Here is a 20,188-nt window from a genome sequence, read left to right as displayed (position 1 = left end):
TGTGCTGGACCGTTGACGCGCGATAGTCAATTGGCGCATCAAGATTGAAACGGACGAGCATCAAGTGCTCGCCTTTGGGAGGAGCTGCCGACATGGCCGAACCGCAGCGCGCACGACCGAAACCGACGCCGGAAACCCAGCATTTCTGGGATGGCACCAAAGCCGGCGAACTGCGTTTGCAACGCTGCGATGCGTGTGCGCAGGTTTACTTTCCGCCGCGCCCGTTCTGCCCGTCCTGCGCCTCGCGCAAGGTCTCCGTCTTCAAGGCGAGCGGTAAGGGTTTCCTCTACAGCTACGTGATCAACCACCGGCCCGCCGCGCCGGGCTTCACGCCGCCTTACGCGATTGCCGTAGTCGAGCTTGACGAAGGACCGCGGATGATGAGCAGCATCATCAATTGTCCGCAAACGCCCGAAGCGCTCGAACTCGACATGAAGCTCGAAGTCGCGTTCCAGGAGCTGGACGACAAGATCACTCTCCCCGTGTTCCGTCCGGCGAAGGGGTAGGCCATGCGCAAGAACCAGGTTGCCGTCGTCGGTGCGGCCGAGACCACCGAGCTCGGTGTCATCCCCAACGCCTCGCAGTTGCAGCTCCACGCCGATGCAGCCCTCAATGCCATCGCCGATGCCGGGCTGAAGCTCTCCGACATCGACGGCTTTGCGACCGCCGTCGAAACGCCGCAGCAGGTCTGCCACTATCTCGGCATCAAGCCGACCTGGGTGGATGGCACCTCGGTCGGCGGCTGCTCCTTCATGCTGCATGTTCGCCATGCCGCTGCAGCGATCGAGGCCGGGCTGTGCAAGACCGTGCTGATCACGCATGCCGAGAGCGGTAAGTCGATGATCGGCAAGGCGCCGCGCTCGATCCCCGCGGACAGCCTGCAAGGCCAGTTCGAGGCGCCCTATGGCGTCTACGGCCCGCCCAGCATGTTCCCGATCCCGGTGCTGCGCTTCATGAAGACCTACGGCATCACCCATGAACAGCTCGCCTCGGTCGCCGTCGTGCAGCGCGAATGGGCGGCGAGGAATCCGCGGGCGATGATGAAGGATCCGATCACCGTCGCCGACGTGCTCAACTCGCGCATGATCGCCTACCCGTTCCGGCTGCTGCAGTGCTGCCTCGTCACCGACGGCGGCGGCGCGCTGATCCTCACCTCGGCCGACCGCGCCAGGGATTTTCCCCGCAAGCCCGTCTACATCATGGGCACCGGCGAGAGCGTGGAAACGCCGATGGTCAGCCAGATGGAGACGTTCAACTCCTCGCGCGCGTTCAAGACCGCTGGCCCCCTCGCCTTCAGGGAAGCGGGCATCGCCCACAAGGACGTCGATCATCTCATGATCTATGACGCCTTTGCGCATCTGCCGCTGTTCGGCCTGGGCGATCTCGGCTTCATGCCGCACGAGGAGACCGGCAAATTCATCGCGGACGGCAACACGCGGCCCGGCGGCAAGCTGCCGCTCAACACCAATGGCGGCGGCCTCTCCTACATGCATTCGGGCATGTACGGCATGTACGCGCTCCAGGAGAGCGTGCGGCAGATGCGCGGCATCGCGCCGGCACAGGTGCCGAACGCGAAGATTTCGGTGTGCCACGGCGTCGGCGGCATGTTCGCCGCGTCGGGTACGATCGTGTTTACGAACGAGAGGTAATTCCTCGTCGTTCCGGGATGGTCCGAAGGACCAGACCCGGAACCTCGAGATTCCAGGTTCGTGCTTCGCACGCCCCGGAATGACAGAGACAACAGGAGAACCCACATGAGCAAATCACTGCAGGACAAGGTCATCATCGTCACCGGCGCCGGGCGCGGCATCGGGCGCGAGATCGCGCTGCTCTGCGCGGCCGAAGGCGCCAAGGTCGTCGTCAACGATCCCGGCGCGGCCGCCGATGGCGCCGGTTCGAGCGCCACGCCCGCCGAGGAGGTGGTCGAGGAGATCAAGAAGCGCGGCGGCACGGCGGTCGCCAATTTCGAGTCGGTCGCGGAAGCGATCCCCGCCAGCAAGATCGTGAAGACTGCGACCGATGCCTTCGGCAAGCTGGATGGCGTCGTCAACAATGCCGGCATCCTGCGCGACATGATCTTCCACAAGATGAGCGTGGAAGCGTTCGAGGCCGTCATCAAGGTGCATCTGATGGGCTCGTTCTACGTCAGCCATGCCGCCGCGCGCATCTTCCGTGAGCAGGAGAGCGGCTCTTTCGTGCACTTCACGTCGACCTCCGGCCTGATCGGCAATTTCGGGCAGGCCAACTACGCCGCGGCCAAGCTCGGCATCGTCGGCCTCTCCAAGTCGATCGCTCTCGACATGGGCCGCTTCAACGTGCGCTCCAACTGCGTCTCGCCGTTTGCCTGGACCCGCATGATCGGCACCATCCCGACCGAGACTGAAGCCGAGAAGGCGCGGGTCGAGAAGATCAAGCAGATGGGCCCCGAGAAGATCGCGCCGATCTGCGCCTATCTGCTCTCCGATGCCGCCAAGGATGTCTCAGGCCAGATCTTCGGCGCGCGCATGAACGAGCTGTTCCTGTTCAGCCAGAACCGCCCGTTGCGCTCGGTTCATCGCAGCGAAGGCTGGACCCCGCAGTCGATCGCGGAGCACGGCATGCCCGCGTTGAAGGGCTCGTTCTACAAGCTCGACCGTTCCGCCGATATCTTCCCGTGGGATCCGGTGTGAGGTCGCGCTGATTCTTTTCGTTGTCATTCCGGGGCGGCTCGAAGAGCCGAACCCGGAATCTCGAGATTCTCAGGTGCGCAATTGCGCACCATAGTTCGATGCTTCGCATCGCCCCGGAATGACTCCCTACCCCGTATTTCTCAGCCCCGCCGATATTCCATTGATCGTCAGCTGAATTCCGCGCAACACCTGCTCATCCGGGTTCTGCGCGCGATGTGCCCTGAGCAGCTCGACCTGGACGTGGTTGAGCGGATCGAGATAGGGGAAGCGGTGGCGTACGGAGCGTTCGAGCAGCGGGTTGCCCTGCAGCAGGCGGTCCTGCCCCATGATGTCGAGCAGCGTCTCGATGCAGGAATGCCATTCGCGGCGGATGCGGCCGAAGATCTTTTCGCGCAACGCCTCGTCCGGCACCAGCTCGGCATAGCGCGAGGCGATCGCGATCGAGCTCTTGGCGAGCACCATGTCCATGTTCGACAGCAACATGCGGAAGAACGGCCACTGCTTGTAGAGCTCTTTGAGGAACGGCATGCCCTTGTCGGGATGCTCGGTGATCCACTGCTCGACCGCGCTGCCAAAGCCGTACCAGCCCGGCAGCATCAGCCGGCACTGCGCCCACGAGAACACCCACGGAATCGCGCGAAGGTCCTCAATCGCGCGGGTCTTCTTGCGCGAGGCCGGACGGCTGCCGATGTTCAGCGTCGCGATCTCGTTGATTACGGTCGACGACCAGAAATAATCGACGAAGCCCTCGGTCTCGTAGACGAGGCCGCGATAGGCCTTGAAGGCGAGATTTGAAAGCTCGTCCATCGCGATCAGATATTCGCGGCGCGGCGCGCTCTCGCGCGGCCGCAACAGGCTCGCATCCAGCGTCGCCGCGGCCAGGATCTCCAGATTGTTACGACCGACTTCGGCGTTGGAATATTTCGACGAGATGATCTCGCCTTGCTCGGTGATGCGGATCTGGCCGTTCACGGCGCCGCCCGGCTGGGCGACGATGGCGTCATAGCTTGGTCCGCCTCCGCGGCCGACCGAGCCGCCGCGGCCGTGGAAAAGCCGCAGCCGCACGTGATGACGCTCGAACACGTCGACGAGCCCGATCTCGGCCTTGTAGAGCTCCCAGCCCGAGGTGACGAAGCCGCCATCCTTGTTGCTGTCGGAATAGCCGAGCATGACTTCCTGCACGCTGCCGCGGCTGTCGACGAGGCGGCGGTAATCGTGCAGCGACAGCATGCGATCCATGATGCCGGAAGAGGCCTGCAAGTCCTCGATGGTCTCGAACAACGGCACGATGTTGATGGCGCTGCGCCCGGAGGGATGAACGAGGCCGACCTCCTTGAGCAGCACCGCGACCTCGAGCATGTCGGACATGCCCTTGCACATCGAGATGATGCATTGGGGAATGGCGTCCGAGCCGAACTTCGCATGCGCCTCCGCGGCCGCATGGAAGACGTTGAGCTCGCCCATGGTCTCATCGCTGTATTTGACGAAGGGCGACACCAGCGCGCGCGTCGAGCGCAATTCGTTGGTGAGCAGCGAGATACGCGCGTCTTCGCCGAGCGCGAGATAGGACATGCCGGGATTGGCGGCGTCCATCAGCTCGGCGATGGTGCGTTCGTGCACCGCCGAGTTCTGGCGGATGTCGAGTCGCGCCAGATGGAAGCCAAAGCAATCCACCGCGCGCCGGAGCAGCCGTAAGCGCCCGCGTGCGATGACGCGGGCGTTGTTGGAGATCAGCGAGCGATGCAGCACGTCGAGATCGGCTTGCAGCTCCTTGACGCTGTCATAGGGTGCGCCCTTGCCAACCGGCCGGCGGGTGATCTCGACCTCGAGCTTTTCGGCGGTCGCGGTCAGGCGCGCATAGATGCCTGAGACCGCGAGGCGGTAGGGCTCGCCGCTCCGGTGCGGCGAGGTGTCGGGCGAGCGCTCCGCCAGGGTCCGCAGCTCCTCCGAGACATCGGCGAGATGCGCCGCGATCGACAGCTCCGAGCCGAGCACGTGCAACTCGTTCAGATAGAATTGCATCACGCGGCTCGACTGCAGCCGCAGCGTGCCGCGCATCACGTCGGCGGTGACGAAGGGATTGCCGTCGCGGTCGCCGCCGATCCAGCTTCCCATCCTCAGGAACGAAGCGAGCTCGCTGGCAGCTTGCACGCCGCCCTCCTCCAGCCGGTCTTCCAGTGCGTTGGCCAGCCGCGGCACCTCGCGCAGGAAGGTGTAGTCGTAGAACGACAGGCCGTTGGCGACCTCATCGAGTACGGTGAGCTTGGTGCGGCGGAGCAGATTGGTCTGCCACAGCGTCAGCACCTCGCGGCGAAGCTGCTCGTCGCTGGCGGCGGCCTCGTCGGCGGTCAGCGCGACCCGCTCGCGGCGATCGAGGAGGCTTGCGACCTCCATCTCGCGGTCCATCGTGCTCTTGCGGCGGACTTCGGTCGGATGCGCTGTGAGCACCGGGCTCACCAGCGCGGTCTTGAAGAAGCTGCGCAGCGCGTCAGCGCCGATGCCGGCAGCCTTGGCGTTGGCCAATGTTTCCGCCAGCACGCTGGTGCCGCTGGCGGCGCTGCGGGTGCGCATCTGGCGGATGTTGTTCTGATCCTCGGCGATGTTGGCGAGGTGGGAAAAATAGCTGAAGGCGCGGACGATCCGCACCGTCTCCGAGGTCGACATGCTGTCGAGGATCTGCTCGAGCTCGCGGCGGGCCACCCGGTCCTCGTCGCGGTGGAACCGGATCGAGGTCTGCCTGATACGCTCGACCAGGTCGAACACATCGGCCCCCTCCTGGTCGCGCACCGTGTCGCCCAGGATGCGCCCGAGCAGGCGAATATCGTCGCGCAGCCGCGCGTCAGCCTCGAGCGCCTGGACGTCCTCAGGCCGGTTCGGGCGTTGATCGACGTCGGACGGTACGGTCTGGAGGGACATGGCTCGCTCCTCTTGTAGAGCTCCCAATGGCTCCCCGGCCGGCCGAGTGTGCGATATTTTTCTACCGCAGCGCAAGATGAACTTGGTGGCGGCGCACACCGGCCTTCGTGGCCCGATGCGCCGCAACGCCCCGCAGCGCGAGGCATCGTCAGACGCGATCCATCCCGCTCTCAGGACCGGACAGGCTGCCCTATTCCGAGAAGGTTGCCTTCGCTGTCGCGAAACCAGGCACCTCGCTCAGCAATACCCTTGCTCGGGTAATTTCCGGCAATGTCGGCAATCCCGTTAACAGTCTTCAAGCCGGGCAGATCATATTCCTCGAACTTCACGCCCCGCGCGCGAAGCTCGCGCACGGTGGTTTCGAGGTCTTCGACTTCCCAGCCCATCTGCGTGTGCGTGCCGGATTGCGCACCGGCCGAAAGGAATATTGCAAACTCACCGCCGGCGCAGACATAGCGCAGTCCGCCGTCTCGTTGCTCGACCGGGTCGAGCCCGAGTTTCTCCGAATAGAATGCTCGCGCGCGATCAAGATCCTTGGCCGGAAGACGGGTGGCTACCCTCGCGTTTGCCAACATGTTTCTTTCCTTCCGATTTCAATAGGAGTGTACGCGCCGGGTAGAGCGAGGCATCGCTTGCGGGGCTACGTGGACTTATGCCCACAGCATGAAAGCTATTCGAGCACCTCATCGGCGCGCGCCTGCAACGCCGGTGAGATCGCGATTTCGAGCGCTTTCGCCGTCTTCATGTTGATCACGTACTCGAACTTCGTGGGCTGCTCGACTGGCAAGCTTGCAGGATTTGCGCCCCTCAGAATCTTGTCGACGTGAACGACAGCCAACCGAAAACTCTCGACGATATCAGGACCGTAACTCATCAAGCCGCCACCACTGAGATACGCTTTGTTGGCGAAGATTGTAGGCAGATGGCGTTGTAGAGCAGAGCTGCCGATCTTCGCGCGATTACCTATTGTCGAGCTGTCGGAGACGATGAGGATCGCACCCGCGCCGAGCTCTGCCGCTCTCGCCATCACCTCGTCCAGACCATCAGGAATTTGCGCAGGTAGCGATTCGATCGAGATGCCGAGCGCTTGTCCGGCCATTCTTGCTTCCTGCAACTGACCCGCAGCTCCGACATTGTCCCTGTTCCAGAGCACCCCGAGCTTGGTCAGGTTTGGGACCATTTCCTTGAGAATTTCGATCCGCTTGGATGTCAGTTCGGGCGCATAGACGGACCGCCCGGTCACGTTGCCACCGGGATGTGCCAAGCTCGCGACAAGGCCGTCGCCAACGGCATCTTGGCTGCTTGCCATGACAATCGGGATGGTCGCGGTCGCCTGCTTTGCGGCCTTCGTCGAATCCGCGCCAGCGACGACGATAATGTCGACCTTGCTTGTGACCAGCTCGCGCGCGAGGGCAAGAAGCCGTTCGGTCTTGCCTTCGGTCCACCGATACTCGATCTCGGCATTCTGGCCCAGGACATACCCGTGCTCGCGAAGGCCATCGAAAAAGCCCTGATCGAGCACGCCCGGTGGTCCGGAGCGGTCCATCAGATATCCAATGTGCACGACTTTGTGTTGCTGAGCGCGCGCCATCAGGGGCAACGCCGCCAGTGAACTGCCGACAAGGGCCACGAACTCGCGACGCCTCATTTCAGGCACCTCCGACGTTCTGTCCGGGCTCATCGTAGCGGCTGGTCCGCCGGGTGGAAAGTGGTTCGCCGGAGGTGCGCGGCAACGCCGCTTGGTCTCGCAGGCCGAAGCCTCCGAAGCGGATTTTACGCCGGCACAATCACCTTGCCGATCGGCCAGAGCGCGATGCCCGCGAGCTTCAGATGGGCCCAGGCGAAGGGAAGGCCGATAATGGTGATGGCAAAGAGCACGGCCGTCAGGAGGTGGCCGAGCGCCAGCCACCAGCCGGCCAGCACGAGCCAGATGATATTGCCGATCACACCGAGGGCGCCGGTACCGATGTCGCTCATGCCGGTAACCTCGTCGCGATTGACCGCACGCGAGCCGAACGGCAGCAGCGTGTAAATAGCGATGTTGAACGCCGCCCGCGCCCAGGGCAGGCCGATGATGGTGATGGCCATGATGACCGAGGCCACCAGCCAGCCGAACGCCATCCAGGCGCCGCCGATGAGAATCCAGATCAGGTTGAGCAGGATGGAAACGGGGGACATGGCTTTATCCGCGGGTCGATGACCCCGCCTATATAGGTGCTAAACCCGTCGGTGCGAAGACGCCGCCGGCCCGCCTTACGTGATTGCCTGAAATAGCGTCCGCCGTTCGCTGTTCATTGAATTGACGTACGCAGCGCCCAGAATGGCAAGGCGCTTGAAACATTCAGGGCGCAATGGCGTTGCCGGTCGCGGCCATCGGGGCCCCAGGGGGATTCACATGTCCGATTTCGTCATCGAGGAAGGCCTGCCTTATCCGCTGGGTGCCCATTGGAGCGGCAACGGCACCAACTTCGCGGTGTTTTCAGCCAATGCCACCAAGGTGGTGGTCTGCCTGTACGACGGCGATCGCGAGACGCACCGCTTCGAGCTGCCGGAATATACCGACCAGGTCTTCCACGGGTACATCGCCGGCGTCGGTCCCGGCACCTTTTACGGCTACCGCGTCTACGGGCCCTATCAGCCCGATGCAGGGCATCGCTTCAACCCCAACAAGCTGGTGCTCGATCCCTATGCCCGCGCGCATGCGGGAAGCCTGACCTGGAATCCCGCCGTGTTCGGCTACATCATGGAGACGGGCGACGACACCACCTTCGACGAGCGCGACAGCGCGCCGTTCATGCCGAAATGCGTCGTGGTCGATCCTGATTTCGACTGGCAGGCCGAGGCGGCCCGTCAGAATGTTCATTGGGACGAGACCATCGTCTACGAGACCCACGTCAAGGGCTTTACAAAGAAGCATCCCGCGGTGCCGGAGAACCTGCGCGGCACTTATGCCGGCTTTGCCGCGCCCGAGATGATCGCGCACCTGACCTCGCTCGGCGTGACCTCGATCGAGCTGTTGCCGGTGCATTCCTTCATCAACGACGACAATCTTCTGAAGAAGAACCTGGTCAATTATTGGGGCTACAACACCATCGGCTTCTTCGCGCCCGACCCGCGCTACGCCTCCGACGTGCCGAACTCCCTGCGCGAGTTCAAGGAGATGGTCTCGAAACTGCACGGCGCCGGGCTCGAGGTGTTCCTCGACGTCGTCTACAACCACACCGCCGAAGGCAACGAGCTCGGGCCGACACTGTCCTTCAAGGGCATCGACAATGCGAGCTATTATCGCCTCCTGCCCGACCGCAAGCGCTACTACATCAACGACACCGGCACCGGAAACACCGTCAACCTGTCGCATCCGCGCGTGATCCAGATGGTGATGGACAGTTTGCGCTATTGGGCCGGCCATATGCATATCGACGGCTTTCGCTTCGATCTCGGCACCATTCTCGCGCGCGAGGTCTACGGCTTCGACGAGCAGAGCGGATTTCTGAAGGCGATGGACCAGGATCCGCTGCTCTCGACCGTCAAGCTGATCGCCGAACCCTGGGACTGCGGACCCGGTGGTTACCAGGTCGGCGGCTTCCCGCCCGGCTGGGCCGAGTGGAACGACAAATATCGCGACACGGCACGCGATTATTGGCGCGGCGAAGCGCCGCCATCCGCGCTCGCCGCGCGGCTGCTGGGCTCCGGCGACATCTTCGGCCGCTGGGGCGGACGGCGCTCATGGGCGAGCGTCAACTTCATCACGGCTCATGACGGTTTCACGCTGAACGATTGGGCGAGCTATAACGACAAGCACAACGAAGCCAATGGCGAGGGCAACCGCGACGGCAATTCCAGCAACCGCTCCTGGAACTGCGGCGTCGAAGGCCCGACCGACAACAAGGATGTCATTGCGCTGCGCGAGCGGCAAAAGCGTAACATGCTGGCCACCCTGCTGCTCTCGCAGGGAACGCCGATGCTGCTCGGCGGCGACGAATTTGGCAGGACCCAGCAGGGCAACAACAACGCCTACTGCCAGGACAGCGACATCTCCTGGTTCGACTGGACCATGGGCGAGGATGCGCAAAAGCTGCTCGCGTTCACCAAGCGTGTGATCCAGCTCCGGCGCGACTATCCGATCCTGCGCCGCAGCCGCTTCCTCACCGGCGTGCACGATGCGCAGCTCGACATCCGCGATGTCGTCTGGATCAATGCCAATGGCAGCGAGATGTCGAGCGCCGAGTGGGAAAGCGGCTGGCTGAAATGCTTCGGCGCCATGCTCGACGGCCGCGCACGCAAAACGGCCATCCCGCGCCATGGCGAGGACGACAGCGTGCTGATCATCCTCAACGCTTATGAGGGCGAGGTCGATTTCAAGCTGCCGCAGACCACGGCCGGACCGTGCTGGTCGCTGCTGCTCGACACCAATGCCGCCGACGGCGCATCCGGCGCCCGGTTCGAGTTCGACAGCGTCTACAAGGTGCCGGGCCGCTCGTTCCTGCTGTTCGTCGGCGGCGAGCTGGTCTAGGCGCACGCCAACGAACGTGACAGCCGTCAGATCTTCCGCCCTGCCTGCTCCCAATAGGGATCGCGCAGGCGCCGCTTGAAGATTTTTCCGGAATCTTCGCGCGGCAGGCCCGTGCGGATCTCGATATGCTTCGGCACCTTGTAGTCGGCGAGCGAGCTCTTCAGTCGCGCACGGATGTCGGCGACACCGAGCGTGACATCAGGTTGCGGCTCGACTACCGCCATCAGCGCCTCGCCGAACTCGGCGTCGGGGATGCCGAACACGGCGCAGTCATGCACGCCCGGGACGGCGTGCAGCACCGACTCGATTTCAGCCGGATAGATATTGACGCCGCCCGAGATCACCATGTCGCGCTTGCGATCGCAGATGAAGACGTAACCATCGTCGTCGATATAGCCGACGTCGCCCGAGGTGATGAAGCCGTCGCGGTCGATCTCGGCCCGCTTCTCCGGCTTGTTGTGATAGGTGAAGTCGGCCATGTCTAGCACGCGGGAATAGATCTCGCCGATCTCACCGACGCCGAGCACGCGTCCGTCGTCGCCGATGAAGCGCAACTCGGCGCCGGGCGAGACCTTGCCGACCGTGCCGGGCTTCTTCAGCGCATCCTCTGAAGTCGCGAAGGTCACGGCGCTGGATTCGGTCGAGCCGTAGAATTCGTAGATCACCGGGCCCCACCACTCGATCATCGCGCGCTTGACGTCGGCCGGACAGGGCGCGGCGGCGTGGATGATGTGGCGAAGCGAGGAGACGTCGTATTTTTTACGGACCTCCTCCGGCAGTTTCATCAGGCGGATGAACATGGTCGGCACCATGAAGATGGTGTCGATTCTGTAGCGCTCGATCAGCTGCAGAAATTCTTCCGCCTCGAAGCGCGGCATCAGCACGAGCGCGCCGCCGAGCTTGCCAGCGCGGATGCCGAACGAGTTCGGCGCGGAATGATAGAGCGGGCCCGGCAGGATCGCGCGGGCACCGGGCTTGAGGCCATAGATCATCGCGCGCATTCGCTCGCCGGCCGCCTGCTGCTCCGGCGTTGGCGCATTGCGCCGCACCCCCTTGGGGTGGCCTGTCGTGCCCGACGTGTAGATCATGTTCATCGGCTGCGGCACGACCGGGCCGTCATAGGGCTCGAGTTGCGCGAGCCAGGATTCGAAGTCGATCGCGAAGTCCGGCGTCTTCAGGTGATCGGGATCGATCTTGTAATTGGACAATATCTCCGGCGGCGTCGGCACGCTGAGAACGGTGACACCTTTCGGTATGGCATCGCGCAAGGCGTGTAGCATGTCGGCATGCCCGATCAGCACGGATGTGCCGGTATCGCCCAGGATGTAGTTGATCTCCTCGGGCTTGAAGTGCCAGTTGATCGGCACGCCATAGGCGCCCAGCCGCATCGCGGCGTAGGCGGCCTCGAGGAAGGCGATGTCGTTGCGCATCAGCATGCAGACGCAATCACCTTGCCTGACGCCGATCCTGGCGAGACCGGACGCGATGCGATCAGCGCGGGCCGCGACGTCGGCGTGAGAACGGTGTCGATCGCCGGAGACGATGCCAAGGAAGTTGGACGTTTCGCTCATGCTTGTTTTTCTTTGTTGTCGTTAGCGACTGTCATTCCGGGGCGATGCGAAGCATCGAGCCCGGAATCTCGAGGTTCCGGGTCTGGTCCTTCGGACCGTCCCGGAACGATAGACGGTTAGTCCGCATACTTCGCCGCGCGCTTCTCCAGATTGGAGCGGACCGCTTCCGTCTGGTTCGCGCTACCGATCAGCTTTTGCTGTTCCACCGACTCCGCGAGCAGCGCCGGGCCAGGATCGACCGAGAGATTGTTGAGCAGCCGCTTCGCCGCGCGGATCGCATCGGGGCTCCTGCCCGCGATCTCCCGCGCCACTTCAAGCGCGGCAGCGCGCGGATCATCACAGATGCGCGTGGCGAGGCCGTAAGCCATCGCCTCCTGCGCCGAGAAGATGCGGCCGGTGTAGGTGAGATCGCGCAAGATGTCGTCGCGCACCAGCGAAGCCAGGATCGGCGTTCCCGCCATGTCAGGAACGAGGCCCCATTTGATTTCCATGATCGACATCCGCGCGTCGGGGCTCAGGAAACGCATGTCGGCGCCGAGCGAGAGCTGGAAGCCGCCGCCGAAGGCGACGCCATGTACCGCCGCGATCACAGGAACCGGAAGCTGGCGCCATCCCCATACCGCCTGTTGCGGAAAGTTCGCCAGCCCGTGCGTACGCTTGGTGAGATCGCGATTTTCGCCACCCGGAATTCCGTTGCCGCCCTTCTCCTTCATGGCGGCAAAACGCCCCATGTCGAGACCGGCGCAGAAGGCGCGGCCCTCACCTGACAGCACGACGACGCGCACGCCTTTTTCCTTCGAAAGCCGCTCCGTTGCCGCGACAAGCGCCTCGAACATGGCCTGATCGAGCGCATTCATCTTGTCCGCACGCACCAGGCGCACGTCGGCAACGCCTTCCGAGATCGAGATCGAGACGCGCTCTTCCATGGATGAATTCTCCCTGTTCTTGTTCGGTGCCGCTTTACAGAAAGCTGACGGCCGGATTTAGTCAATCGACCAATTAACTGACGATACGTACGGGAGAAACAGCCATGTTCAAGGAAAATCTTCTGGCTGGGCGGCGCATTCTCGTGACCGGCGGCGGCACAGGGCTCGGCAAGTCCATGGCGGCGCGCTTCCTTCAGCTCGGCGCCGAGGTGCACATCTGCGGTCGGCGCAAGATCGTTTGCGACGAGACTGCGATCGAGCTGATGAGCGAGTATGGCGGCCGCGTCACCAGCCACGGTGTCGACATCCGCAACGCGCTCGCGGTCGAGGAAATGATCGAGACCATCTTTCGCGATGCGCCGCTGACCGATCTCATCAACAATGCCGCAGGCAATTTCATCTCGCGCACGGAAGAGCTCTCGCCGCGCGGCTTCGATGCCGTTGCCAACATCGTCATGCACGGCACGTTCTACGTGACGCAAGCGGTCGGCAAGCGCTGGATCGCCTTGAAGCAGCCCGGCAACGTCGTCTCGATCACCGTGACCTGGGTGCGCAACGGCTCGCCCTACGTCGTGCCCTCGGCGATGAGCAAGTCGGCGATCCACGCCATGACCATGTCGCTCGCGACCGAATGGGGCCGCCACGGCATCCGCCTCAACACCATCGCGCCAGGCGAGATCCCGACTGAAGGCATGAGCAAGCGCATCAAGCCCGGTGACGAAGCCGGCGCGCGCACCAAGGCGATGAACCCGATGGGCCGCGTCGGCACCATGGAGGAATTGCAGAACCTCGCGGTGTTCCTGATCTCCGGCGGCTGCGACTGGATCAACGGCGAGACCATTGCGATGGACGGCGCGCAGGCGCTCGCCATGGGCGGCAATTTCTACCAGCTCCGCGACTGGAGCGACGACGACTGGAAGACCGCGCGCGAGAGCATCATGGCCCAGAACGAAAAGGACCGCGCGAAGCGGGGGTGATACCTCCTCCGTAGTGAGAAGCGCGAAGGTTGCTCCACGCTCCACCGTCGTCCCGGCGAAGGCCGGGACCCATAGCCACCGAATTTGGTTTGGCGAAGATTGGTCATGACCAGTCTTCGCCAAATTGCGTTTAGTGGTTATGGGTCCCGGCCTTCGCCGGGACGACGCATTCAGAGTACGTCGCTTCAATCACCCCACCTTGTCTTCCCCCGCAGATGACGCCACACTCCCTGGTATAAAAACAAAACGCCAACGGGAGAGACATGTCCGCATCACCGAAACTGGCGAACCTCGCCGACATGGTGCGCGAGCGCGCGAAAAGCCGCGGCAACGCCATCGCCTATGAGTTCGAGGGTCGTGTCACCAGCTTTGCCGAGTTCGACATCAGCACCAACAAGGTTGCCAATGCCCTGATCGCGATGGGCGTGAAGAAGGGCGACCGCATCGCCTATCTCGGCAAGAACAGCGATCTCTACTTCGAGCTGCTGATGGGCGCGATCAAGGCCGGCGTCGTGATGGCGCCGGTGAACTGGCGGCTCGCGGGCCCCGAAGTCGCGTTTATTGTTGCCGATTGCAAGGCGCCGGTTCTGTTCGTCGGACCGGAGTTCATCACGCAAGTCCGCCAGATCGAGGATCAGCTGCCGAGCGTGCGCACCGTCATCACGACCGAGGGCGGCGCACCGGAATGGCAGGACTTTGCCGCGTGGCGCGATGCGCAGAGCGGCAATGATCCGAAGGTGCCGATCGACACCCGCGATATCGCGATCCAACTCTACACATCGGGCACTACGGGCAAGCCGAAGGGCGCGATGCTCAGCCACGCGAATTTCCTCAACCTGGTGCAGACAGGCAATGCCGAGGACAAGCCGGAATGGAACCGATGGTCGACCGATGATGTCTCGCTGGTCGCGATGCCAATCTTTCATATCGGCGGCTCCGGCTGGGGCGTGATGGGCCTCTATCACGGCGCTCGCGGCGTGATAGCGCGCGAGTTCGACCCGACCAAGGTGCTGGATTTCTTCGAGCAGTCGGGCATCACGAAACTGTTCATGGTGCCGGCGGCAATGCAGTTTGTGGTGCGGCAGCCGCGCGCCAGGACGGTCGACTTCTCAAGATTGAAATACATGCTGTACGGCGCCTCCCCCATTCCGGCCGCGCTGCTGAAGGAATGCATCGAGGTTTTCAAATGCGGCTTCGTGCAGATGTACGGCATGACGGAGACGACAGGCACCATCGTCGCGCTGCCGCCGGAGGACCACGTCGAGGGCCTAGAGCGGATGCGCTCTGCCGGGAAGGCGCTGCCGGGCGTGGAGATCGCGATCCTGGATGCGGACGGCAAACCGCTGCCACCGCGCCAGGTCGGCGAGATCGCGACGCGCTCGGGCTCCAACATGGCCGGCTACTGGAATTTGCCTGAGGCCACCGCCTCGACGCTGCGCAGCGACGGCTGGCTGCGCACGGGCGATGCCGGCTACATGGACGAGGACGGCTATCTCTACATTCACGACCGCATCAAGGACATGATCATCTCGGGCGGCGAGAACATCTACCCGGCCGAGGTCGAGAGCGCACTGTGCGATCACCCTGATGTCGCGGAAGCCGCGGTGATCGGCGTGCCCGACGAGAAATGGGGCGAAGCCGTCAAAGCCGTCGTGGTGATGAAGCCCGGCAAGCAGGCCACCGCGACCGACATCATCAACTTCACCCGCGAGCGCATCGCCGGCTTCAAGACGCCGAAGAGCGTGGAGTTCCTGCCGGCGTTGCCGAGGAATCCGAGTGGCAAGATCTTGCGGCGACAGTTGCGCGAGCCGTATTGGGCGGGGAAGGACCGGCGGGTGAATTGAGCGTGGTGCCGTAGGGTGGGTTAGCCGCAGGCGTAACCCACCTCTTTACTACCCGCGCGGATGGAAGTTGGTGGGTTACACCGAGCAGATCCGCTTCGCGCATCTGCCTGGCTAACCCACCCTACCAAACCGGTGGGAGCCTCAATGTTTCCCCGGCCCCATATAGCCGAACAAGAACCCCGCCACCTTGCGCATCTGGATCTCTTCGCTGCCTTCGGTGATGCGGTAGCGACGGTGATGGCGATAGATGTGCTCGAACGGCTTGTGGCGTGAATAGCCCATGCCGCCATGGACCTGCATGGCCCGGTCGGCCGATTCACAACAAAGGCGATTTGCCCAGTAGTTGCACATCGAGACGCGGTCGGAGAGCGTGCGCTCGACCTGCTCCTCGGTGAGCTGGTCCATCTCCCAGGCGGTCTTGCGGATCAACAGACGCAGCATCTCGGCCTGCGTCGCGAGTTCGACCAGCGGGAACTGGATCGCCTGGTTCTCCGCAAGCGCCTTGCCGAACGGCTTTCGCTCGCGCGCATACTTAACGCTCTCGTTGATGCAGTAGACTGCAGCGCCGAGCGAGCTTGCCGCTTGGCGAATGCGGTTCTGGTGCACGAAGCATTGCGCCAGCGACAGGCCGCGGCCGACCTCGCCGAACTGCGCGTCTTCAGGCACGAACACATCCGTAAAGCTGACACGGGGATGGTCGGTCGGCATGTTGAAGGTCCACATGTATTCCTCGACCTTCACACCATGGCTCTTGGCCGGCACCAGGAGGCAGGTGATGCCGCGGGCATCGCCGTCATTACCCGACGTGCGCGCGAACAGCGCGCAATGCGTGGCGACATGCATTCCCGTCGTCCACATCTTCTCGCCGTTGATGATCCAGCCCTTGACGTTGTCTCTGACAGCCGGCACCGCGCGCGTTTCCATGTGCGTGGCGTCCGAGCCGTGATGCGGCTCCGTCAAACCAAACGTGATGCGGTACTTGCCCTTGATCGAGCCGTCGATCATCGCCTTCTGGTCGTCGCGGCCGTAGCGGTCGAGCATGGTGACGACAGGGAAATTGCCGACGATGGAGTGCTCGTTCTGCAGGTCATTGTGCAGGCCGAGACCCTTCGCGGCAAAATGCTCGCGGATCACGGCCATCCAGAGATTGGAGCCGTCCTTGCCGCCATATTGCTTCGGCACCGGAAAGCGTAAGTGGCCGGCGGCATCCGCGAGGTCCTTCGCCTTGCGCAGCAGCCCTTCCCATTCATGCCGCGGCAGGCCGCCATTCTCGAAATCGGTGCGCGCCCATTCGCGGCGATGATCGAAGAAGCGGATGTTGTCGTCGGCCTGTTCCAGCGGCTTGATCTCGCGCTCGATGAAACGGTCGAGCTCTCCGAGATAGGCGACGAGATCGGCAGGCAATGAGAAATCCACAGATTCTCTCCCGGATTGGTTTTATCGTTTTGCGTTAAGGCGCTAGTCGCGTCTTTGCTTCGCACGATTAAGGTGAGAAGAGCGCGCGCAAGTCAAGCAAGCCGACGCGTGTGAAGCGCGCAAGGCGCACCCGCGCAATTCAATGGTGCGGCGGCGCTGACGCGCGGTAGTATGACGCCAATATTCATGAGAAACTGCGGGAGCGCGCGATGGAGCTGAAGTTTTCGAAGGTGGAACGCAAGGGACCGATCACGATCGTCACGCTGTCACGGCCCGAGGTCTATAACGCGCTGCACATCGATGCGCATTTCGAGCTCAACAAGGTCTTCGACGATTTCGCCGCGGACCCCGCGCAATGGGTCGCGGTCGTCACCGGCGCCGGCGACAAGGCATTCTGCGCCGGCAATGATCTGAAGTGGCAGGCGGCCGGCGGCAAGCGCGGATGGGACAAGGGCGGCTTTGCCGGCCTCACTGCGCGATTCGACTGCGACAAGCCGATCATCGCTGCGGTCAACGGCGTCGCCATGGGTGGCGGTTTCGAAATCGCGCTGGCCTGCGATCTGATCATCGCATCGGAGAACGCGACCTTCGCCCTGCCTGAGCCACGCGTCGGCCTCGCCGCGCTCGCCGGTGGCCTGCACCGGCTGCCACGGCAGATCGGCCTGAAGCGCGCCATGGGCATGATCCTCACCGCGCGCCATGTCAGCGCCAAGGAGGGTCATGAGCTCGGCTTCGTCAACGAGGTGGTGCCGCAGGGCGAGGCCCTCGCCGGCGCGCTGCGCTGGGCAGAGATGATCACCAAGAACTCGCCGATGTCGATCCGGGCCTCGAAGCAGACCATCCGGAAAGGACTCGCCGTGTCGCTGGAGCAGGCGATCGAGGAGCAGCGGGAGTACCCGGCGGTGAAGGCGATGGTGGCCTCGCAGGATTACATCGAGGGCCCGAAGGCGTTCTCGGAGAAGCGGCCGCCGAAATGGGTGGGGAAGTAAAGGTTTCTCCGCCGTCATTGCGAGCGTAGAAGCAATCCAGAATCGCTCCCCGGAAACAGTCTGGGTTGCTTCGTCGCTTCGCTCCTCGCAATGACGGGGAGAGAGCGGGCGTAGCCCGCCTACCTCCCAAGTTCCCGCTTGTAGGACGCATAGTTCGGCTGATCGACGGCGAGCTTCTCCATCGTGGTCGCCCACAGATGCTCTGCAAGCCCCGGCGTTGTCAGATCGACCTCACCCTTGGCGATACGCTCGGCGAGTGCACGATTAAGGTCAGTAACTGAGCCGTCGACACCAAGCAGCGCACGCAACCGCTCGACTTCCTTCGCATCGCTGCCCTCCTCCTGCGTCAGTTGGCGCGTGACGAGGTCGAGGATGTTGATGGCAACGCGCAGCTTGAAGCCCTGATGGCCTGATATCAACGGCGTGATGTCATTGCGGAGGAAATCGGCGACCGCCTTGGTCAGCTCGATCGGGTTCGGTTCGTCCTGCATGGCCTATCCTTCCCGCGGCGCGAGCAGCCGCAAGAGATCGATCTCGGTCTCCGAGGCGCGGCGCCCGATCATGGCGCGTTCCATGGAATGATCGGGCCCCTCGCGGAACCGCTGCATCATCCCGCCGCACATGATGCCCCAACGTAGCGTGCCCATGACTTCCCAGAATTTCACCCGTACCGGATCGACCTTGCGGCCTGCCGCCTCATAGCCGGCGAACAGCTCCTCGCGCGAGCCAAAGCCGCCGACGGGCTTGTCGATCTCGCCGAAACGCCAGGAGTTGACGCAGACCCAGCCGAGATCCTCCATGGGATCGCCGAGATGGGCGAGCTCCCAGTCGAGCACGGCGCGCACGCCGTCGGGGCCGATGATGAGATTGCCGTTGCGGAAATCGCCGTGCACCAGCGTCACCTCAGTCGAGGGGCCGGGATCGTGGTCGCGCAGCCAGCGCAGCGCGAGCTCGAAAACCGGCTTTGGCCAGTTCAGACTGCGATAGTCTCGGTCGAACTCGGAGATCTCCTGCGTCGCCGACCTGCTGCGCAGCTCGGGCAATTTATCCTGCGGGAGCCGATGCAAGCCAGCAAGGATGCCGCCAATCTGCCGCGCCAGCAGCGGCCGCGCCGCAGCGAATTCATCGTCACGAAGGATCTTGCGGGCGATGGTCTCGCCCTCGACCCGCTGCATGATGAAGCCGGTGCCGAGATCGTCCTCCGGCGCCAGCACATGCATCACGCGCGGCGACGGCACGCCGGCCTCGTAAGCGAGCTGCATCAGCTGCGCTTCGGCCGCGAGCCCCGCTGCACGCGTCGGCGCCGCCCCATAGCCCTTCGGCGAGCGCCGCAGGATCGCACCGATCGGCCCATCGGGATGGACGATATCGAAGCGCCAGGTCTCCTGACTGGCGCCACCCGACAGCTTTGCCGCGGAGGTCGCGCCGGTCGCACCTGGACACCAGCGCCGGACGCTGCGGGAGAGCTCCGCCTCGATCATTTGCCTTTGAACTGCGCGGGGCGCTTCTCGAGGAATGCGCCGACACCTTCGCGAAAATCCTGCGTATCGCCGGCACGGAGCTGGCACTGGAATTCGAGATTGAGCTGCTCCTCGAACGAATTCTCCGGGCTGTCCCAATAGAGCTTGCGGATCAGCGACAGCGCGATCGTCGGCCCGCTGGCGAGATCGTGCGCGAGCTTCATCGCCTCCTCCATCAAAACGCCGTCGTCATAGACGCGATTGACGAGCCCCCATTCCAGCGCCTTCTCGGCCGGCAGGCGCTCGCCCATCAGTGACAGCTCGACCGAGCGCGCCTTGCCGATCAGACGCGGCAACAGCCAGGTCGAGCCGCAATCCGGCACGAGGCCGATGCGACGGAAGGCCTGGAGGAAGTAGGAGGAACGCGCGCACAAGATCATATCGCCAAGCAGCGCGAAGCTCATGCCGGCGCCGGCGGCGGGGCCGTTGACCGCCGTTACGATCGGGCAATGCAGATTGCGGATGCGGCGCAGGAACGGATGAAAGCCGGTTTCCAGCGTCAGGCCCGCCTTGCTCTTCTTCGACTGGTTGTTGCGGCCCTGAAGATTCGCCCCCGTGCAGAACGCACGTCCAGCGCCGGTCAGCACGACGCAGCGCACCTCGTCCCTTTTTTCCTCGATCGCATCGAGCGCATCGGAGAGGCCACCCAGCATGTCCACGGAGACCGCGTTCATCACCTCCTGATGGTCGAGCTTGAGGATCGCGACCGAACCATCGAATTCGAGCGTGACGTGTTTGAACTGCATCGTTTCCTCGTCAGTTACGGCCTGCCTATGTTTCGCAGACCGGAATTAGCTTTTGCCGGAACGCATATTTGATTTTTGGCGCCGTCTTGTCCATGGTGGCC

17 protein-coding genes are annotated in these 20,188 nt (G+C 63.4%); 7 read left to right on the top strand and 10 right to left on the bottom strand.

The window, feature by feature from the left end:
• The first annotated feature begins 92 nt into the window (after positions 1–92).
• The 3 genes from Q0687_RS19585 (at position 93) to Q0687_RS19575 (ending at position 2,669) form a co-directional block, all read left to right on the top strand.
• Positions 93–506, top strand: coding sequence for an OB-fold domain-containing protein (locus tag Q0687_RS19585; protein WP_298879992.1), 414 nt, complete (start codon positions 93–95; stop codon positions 504–506).
• Between the two features lie 3 nt (positions 507–509).
• On the top strand, positions 510–1,649 hold the full coding sequence (locus tag Q0687_RS19580) for a thiolase (protein WP_298879990.1): 1,140 nt from the start codon (positions 510–512) through the stop codon (positions 1,647–1,649).
• A gap of 105 nt (positions 1,650–1,754) precedes the next feature.
• Positions 1,755–2,669, top strand: a complete 915-nt coding sequence (locus tag Q0687_RS19575; RefSeq protein ID WP_298879987.1) for an SDR family oxidoreductase — start codon at positions 1,755–1,757, stop codon at positions 2,667–2,669.
• 126 nt (positions 2,670–2,795) lie between these two features.
• Here the strand turns inward: Q0687_RS19575 and ppc are convergent, their stop codons facing one another.
• The 4 genes from ppc to Q0687_RS19555 form a co-directional block, all read right to left on the bottom strand.
• Complete coding sequence (ppc, locus tag Q0687_RS19570; RefSeq protein ID WP_298879985.1) at positions 2,796–5,585, bottom strand: phosphoenolpyruvate carboxylase; 2,790 nt, start codon at positions 5,583–5,585, stop codon at positions 2,796–2,798.
• A gap of 170 nt (positions 5,586–5,755) precedes the next feature.
• Positions 5,756–6,160 carry a VOC family protein gene (locus Q0687_RS19565; RefSeq protein WP_298879984.1) on the bottom strand — a complete coding sequence of 135 codons (405 nt, stop codon included), beginning with the start codon at positions 6,158–6,160 and terminating at the stop codon, positions 5,756–5,758.
• 95 nt (positions 6,161–6,255) lie between these two features.
• Positions 6,256–7,233 (bottom strand): ABC transporter substrate-binding protein, encoded by a 978-nt coding sequence (locus Q0687_RS19560; RefSeq protein WP_298879981.1) that lies wholly within the window; start codon positions 7,231–7,233, stop codon positions 6,256–6,258.
• Between the two features lie 125 nt (positions 7,234–7,358).
• Positions 7,359–7,763, bottom strand: a complete 405-nt coding sequence (locus Q0687_RS19555; RefSeq protein ID WP_254130048.1) for a YccF domain-containing protein — start codon at positions 7,761–7,763, stop codon at positions 7,359–7,361.
• Positions 7,764–7,980: 217 nt separating this feature from the next.
• On the opposite strand from Q0687_RS19555, the gene glgX reads away from it, so the two are divergent.
• Positions 7,981–10,098 (top strand): glycogen debranching protein GlgX, encoded by a 2,118-nt coding sequence (glgX, locus tag Q0687_RS19550; protein ID WP_298879974.1) that lies wholly within the window; start codon positions 7,981–7,983, stop codon positions 10,096–10,098.
• A gap of 26 nt (positions 10,099–10,124) precedes the next feature.
• On the opposite strand, the gene Q0687_RS19545 is transcribed toward glgX, so the two are convergent.
• Together Q0687_RS19545 and Q0687_RS19540 are read right to left on the bottom strand one after the other, a co-directional pair.
• A complete protein-coding gene (locus Q0687_RS19545; RefSeq protein ID WP_298879973.1) occupies positions 10,125–11,669 on the bottom strand; it encodes an acyl-CoA synthetase in 1,545 nt (514 codons plus the stop codon).
• Between the two features lie 116 nt (positions 11,670–11,785).
• The gene (locus Q0687_RS19540; protein ID WP_298879972.1) at positions 11,786–12,595 is read right to left on the bottom strand and encodes a crotonase/enoyl-CoA hydratase family protein; all 810 of its coding nucleotides are present in this window, start codon (positions 12,593–12,595) and stop codon (positions 11,786–11,788) included.
• A gap of 104 nt (positions 12,596–12,699) precedes the next feature.
• On the opposite strand from Q0687_RS19540, the gene Q0687_RS19535 reads away from it, so the two are divergent.
• Both Q0687_RS19535 and Q0687_RS19530 read left to right on the top strand, forming a co-directional pair.
• The gene (locus Q0687_RS19535; protein WP_298879970.1) at positions 12,700–13,572 is read left to right on the top strand and encodes an SDR family oxidoreductase; all 873 of its coding nucleotides are present in this window, start codon (positions 12,700–12,702) and stop codon (positions 13,570–13,572) included.
• A gap of 263 nt (positions 13,573–13,835) precedes the next feature.
• Positions 13,836–15,416: a fatty acid--CoA ligase gene (locus Q0687_RS19530; RefSeq protein ID WP_298879968.1), complete on the top strand. Its 1,581-nt coding sequence runs from the start codon at positions 13,836–13,838 to the stop codon at positions 15,414–15,416.
• A 141-nt stretch (positions 15,417–15,557) separates the two neighbouring features.
• On the opposite strand, the gene Q0687_RS19525 is transcribed toward Q0687_RS19530, so the two are convergent.
• Positions 15,558–16,832 carry an acyl-CoA dehydrogenase family protein gene (locus tag Q0687_RS19525; RefSeq protein WP_298879967.1) on the bottom strand — a complete coding sequence of 425 codons (1,275 nt, stop codon included), beginning with the start codon at positions 16,830–16,832 and terminating at the stop codon, positions 15,558–15,560.
• Between the two features lie 209 nt (positions 16,833–17,041).
• On the opposite strand from Q0687_RS19525, the gene Q0687_RS19520 reads away from it, so the two are divergent.
• A complete protein-coding gene (locus tag Q0687_RS19520; protein WP_298879966.1) occupies positions 17,042–17,821 on the top strand; it encodes an enoyl-CoA hydratase-related protein in 780 nt (259 codons plus the stop codon).
• Positions 17,822–17,940: 119 nt separating this feature from the next.
• On the opposite strand, the gene Q0687_RS19515 is transcribed toward Q0687_RS19520, so the two are convergent.
• From Q0687_RS19515 to Q0687_RS19505, 3 genes are read right to left on the bottom strand one after another with little or no spacing between them, the layout of a single operon-like run.
• On the bottom strand, positions 17,941–18,312 hold the full coding sequence (locus Q0687_RS19515; RefSeq protein WP_298879965.1) for a DUF6285 domain-containing protein: 372 nt from the start codon (positions 18,310–18,312) through the stop codon (positions 17,941–17,943).
• Positions 18,313–18,315: 3 nt separating this feature from the next.
• Positions 18,316–19,302, bottom strand: coding sequence for a phosphotransferase family protein (locus tag Q0687_RS19510; RefSeq protein WP_298879964.1), 987 nt, complete (start codon positions 19,300–19,302; stop codon positions 18,316–18,318).
• Positions 19,299–20,087 carry an enoyl-CoA hydratase/isomerase gene (locus Q0687_RS19505; protein ID WP_298879963.1) on the bottom strand — a complete coding sequence of 263 codons (789 nt, stop codon included), beginning with the start codon at positions 20,085–20,087 and terminating at the stop codon, positions 19,299–19,301. Before Q0687_RS19505 ends, Q0687_RS19510 begins: the two co-directional genes overlap by 4 nt.
• Positions 20,088–20,188: the final 101 nt, after the last annotated feature.

Origin of the sequence: uncultured Bradyrhizobium sp. (assembly GCF_936928535.1) — a bacterium.
GTDB lineage: Bacteria > Pseudomonadota > Alphaproteobacteria > Rhizobiales > Xanthobacteraceae > Bradyrhizobium.
The sequence above is the reverse complement of the archived record's forward strand: the minus strand, read 5'-3'. Positions and strand labels throughout refer to the sequence as shown.

Coding starts and splice junctions, on each gene's coding strand:
- Q0687_RS19585 (WP_298879992.1), top strand. CDS start 93: ATGGCCGAACCGCAGCGCGCACGACCGAAACCGACGCCGGAAACCCAG.
- Q0687_RS19580 (WP_298879990.1), top strand. CDS start 510: ATGCGCAAGAACCAGGTTGCCGTCGTCGGTGCGGCCGAGACCACCGAG.
- Q0687_RS19575 (WP_298879987.1), top strand. CDS start 1,755: ATGAGCAAATCACTGCAGGACAAGGTCATCATCGTCACCGGCGCCGGG.
- ppc (WP_298879985.1), bottom strand. CDS start 5,585: ATGTCCCTCCAGACCGTACCGTCCGACGTCGATCAACGCCCGAACCGG.
- Q0687_RS19565 (WP_298879984.1), bottom strand. CDS start 6,160: ATGTTGGCAAACGCGAGGGTAGCCACCCGTCTTCCGGCCAAGGATCTT.
- Q0687_RS19560 (WP_298879981.1), bottom strand. CDS start 7,233: ATGAGGCGTCGCGAGTTCGTGGCCCTTGTCGGCAGTTCACTGGCGGCG.
- Q0687_RS19555 (WP_254130048.1), bottom strand. CDS start 7,763: ATGTCCCCCGTTTCCATCCTGCTCAACCTGATCTGGATTCTCATCGGC.
- glgX (WP_298879974.1), top strand. CDS start 7,981: ATGTCCGATTTCGTCATCGAGGAAGGCCTGCCTTATCCGCTGGGTGCC.
- Q0687_RS19545 (WP_298879973.1), bottom strand. CDS start 11,669: ATGAGCGAAACGTCCAACTTCCTTGGCATCGTCTCCGGCGATCGACAC.
- Q0687_RS19540 (WP_298879972.1), bottom strand. CDS start 12,595: ATGGAAGAGCGCGTCTCGATCTCGATCTCGGAAGGCGTTGCCGACGTG.
- Q0687_RS19535 (WP_298879970.1), top strand. CDS start 12,700: ATGTTCAAGGAAAATCTTCTGGCTGGGCGGCGCATTCTCGTGACCGGC.
- Q0687_RS19530 (WP_298879968.1), top strand. CDS start 13,836: ATGTCCGCATCACCGAAACTGGCGAACCTCGCCGACATGGTGCGCGAG.
- Q0687_RS19520 (WP_298879966.1), top strand. CDS start 17,042: ATGGAGCTGAAGTTTTCGAAGGTGGAACGCAAGGGACCGATCACGATC.
- Q0687_RS19515 (WP_298879965.1), bottom strand. CDS start 18,312: ATGCAGGACGAACCGAACCCGATCGAGCTGACCAAGGCGGTCGCCGAT.
- Q0687_RS19510 (WP_298879964.1), bottom strand. CDS start 19,302: ATGATCGAGGCGGAGCTCTCCCGCAGCGTCCGGCGCTGGTGTCCAGGT.
- Q0687_RS19505 (WP_298879963.1), bottom strand. CDS start 20,087: ATGCAGTTCAAACACGTCACGCTCGAATTCGATGGTTCGGTCGCGATC.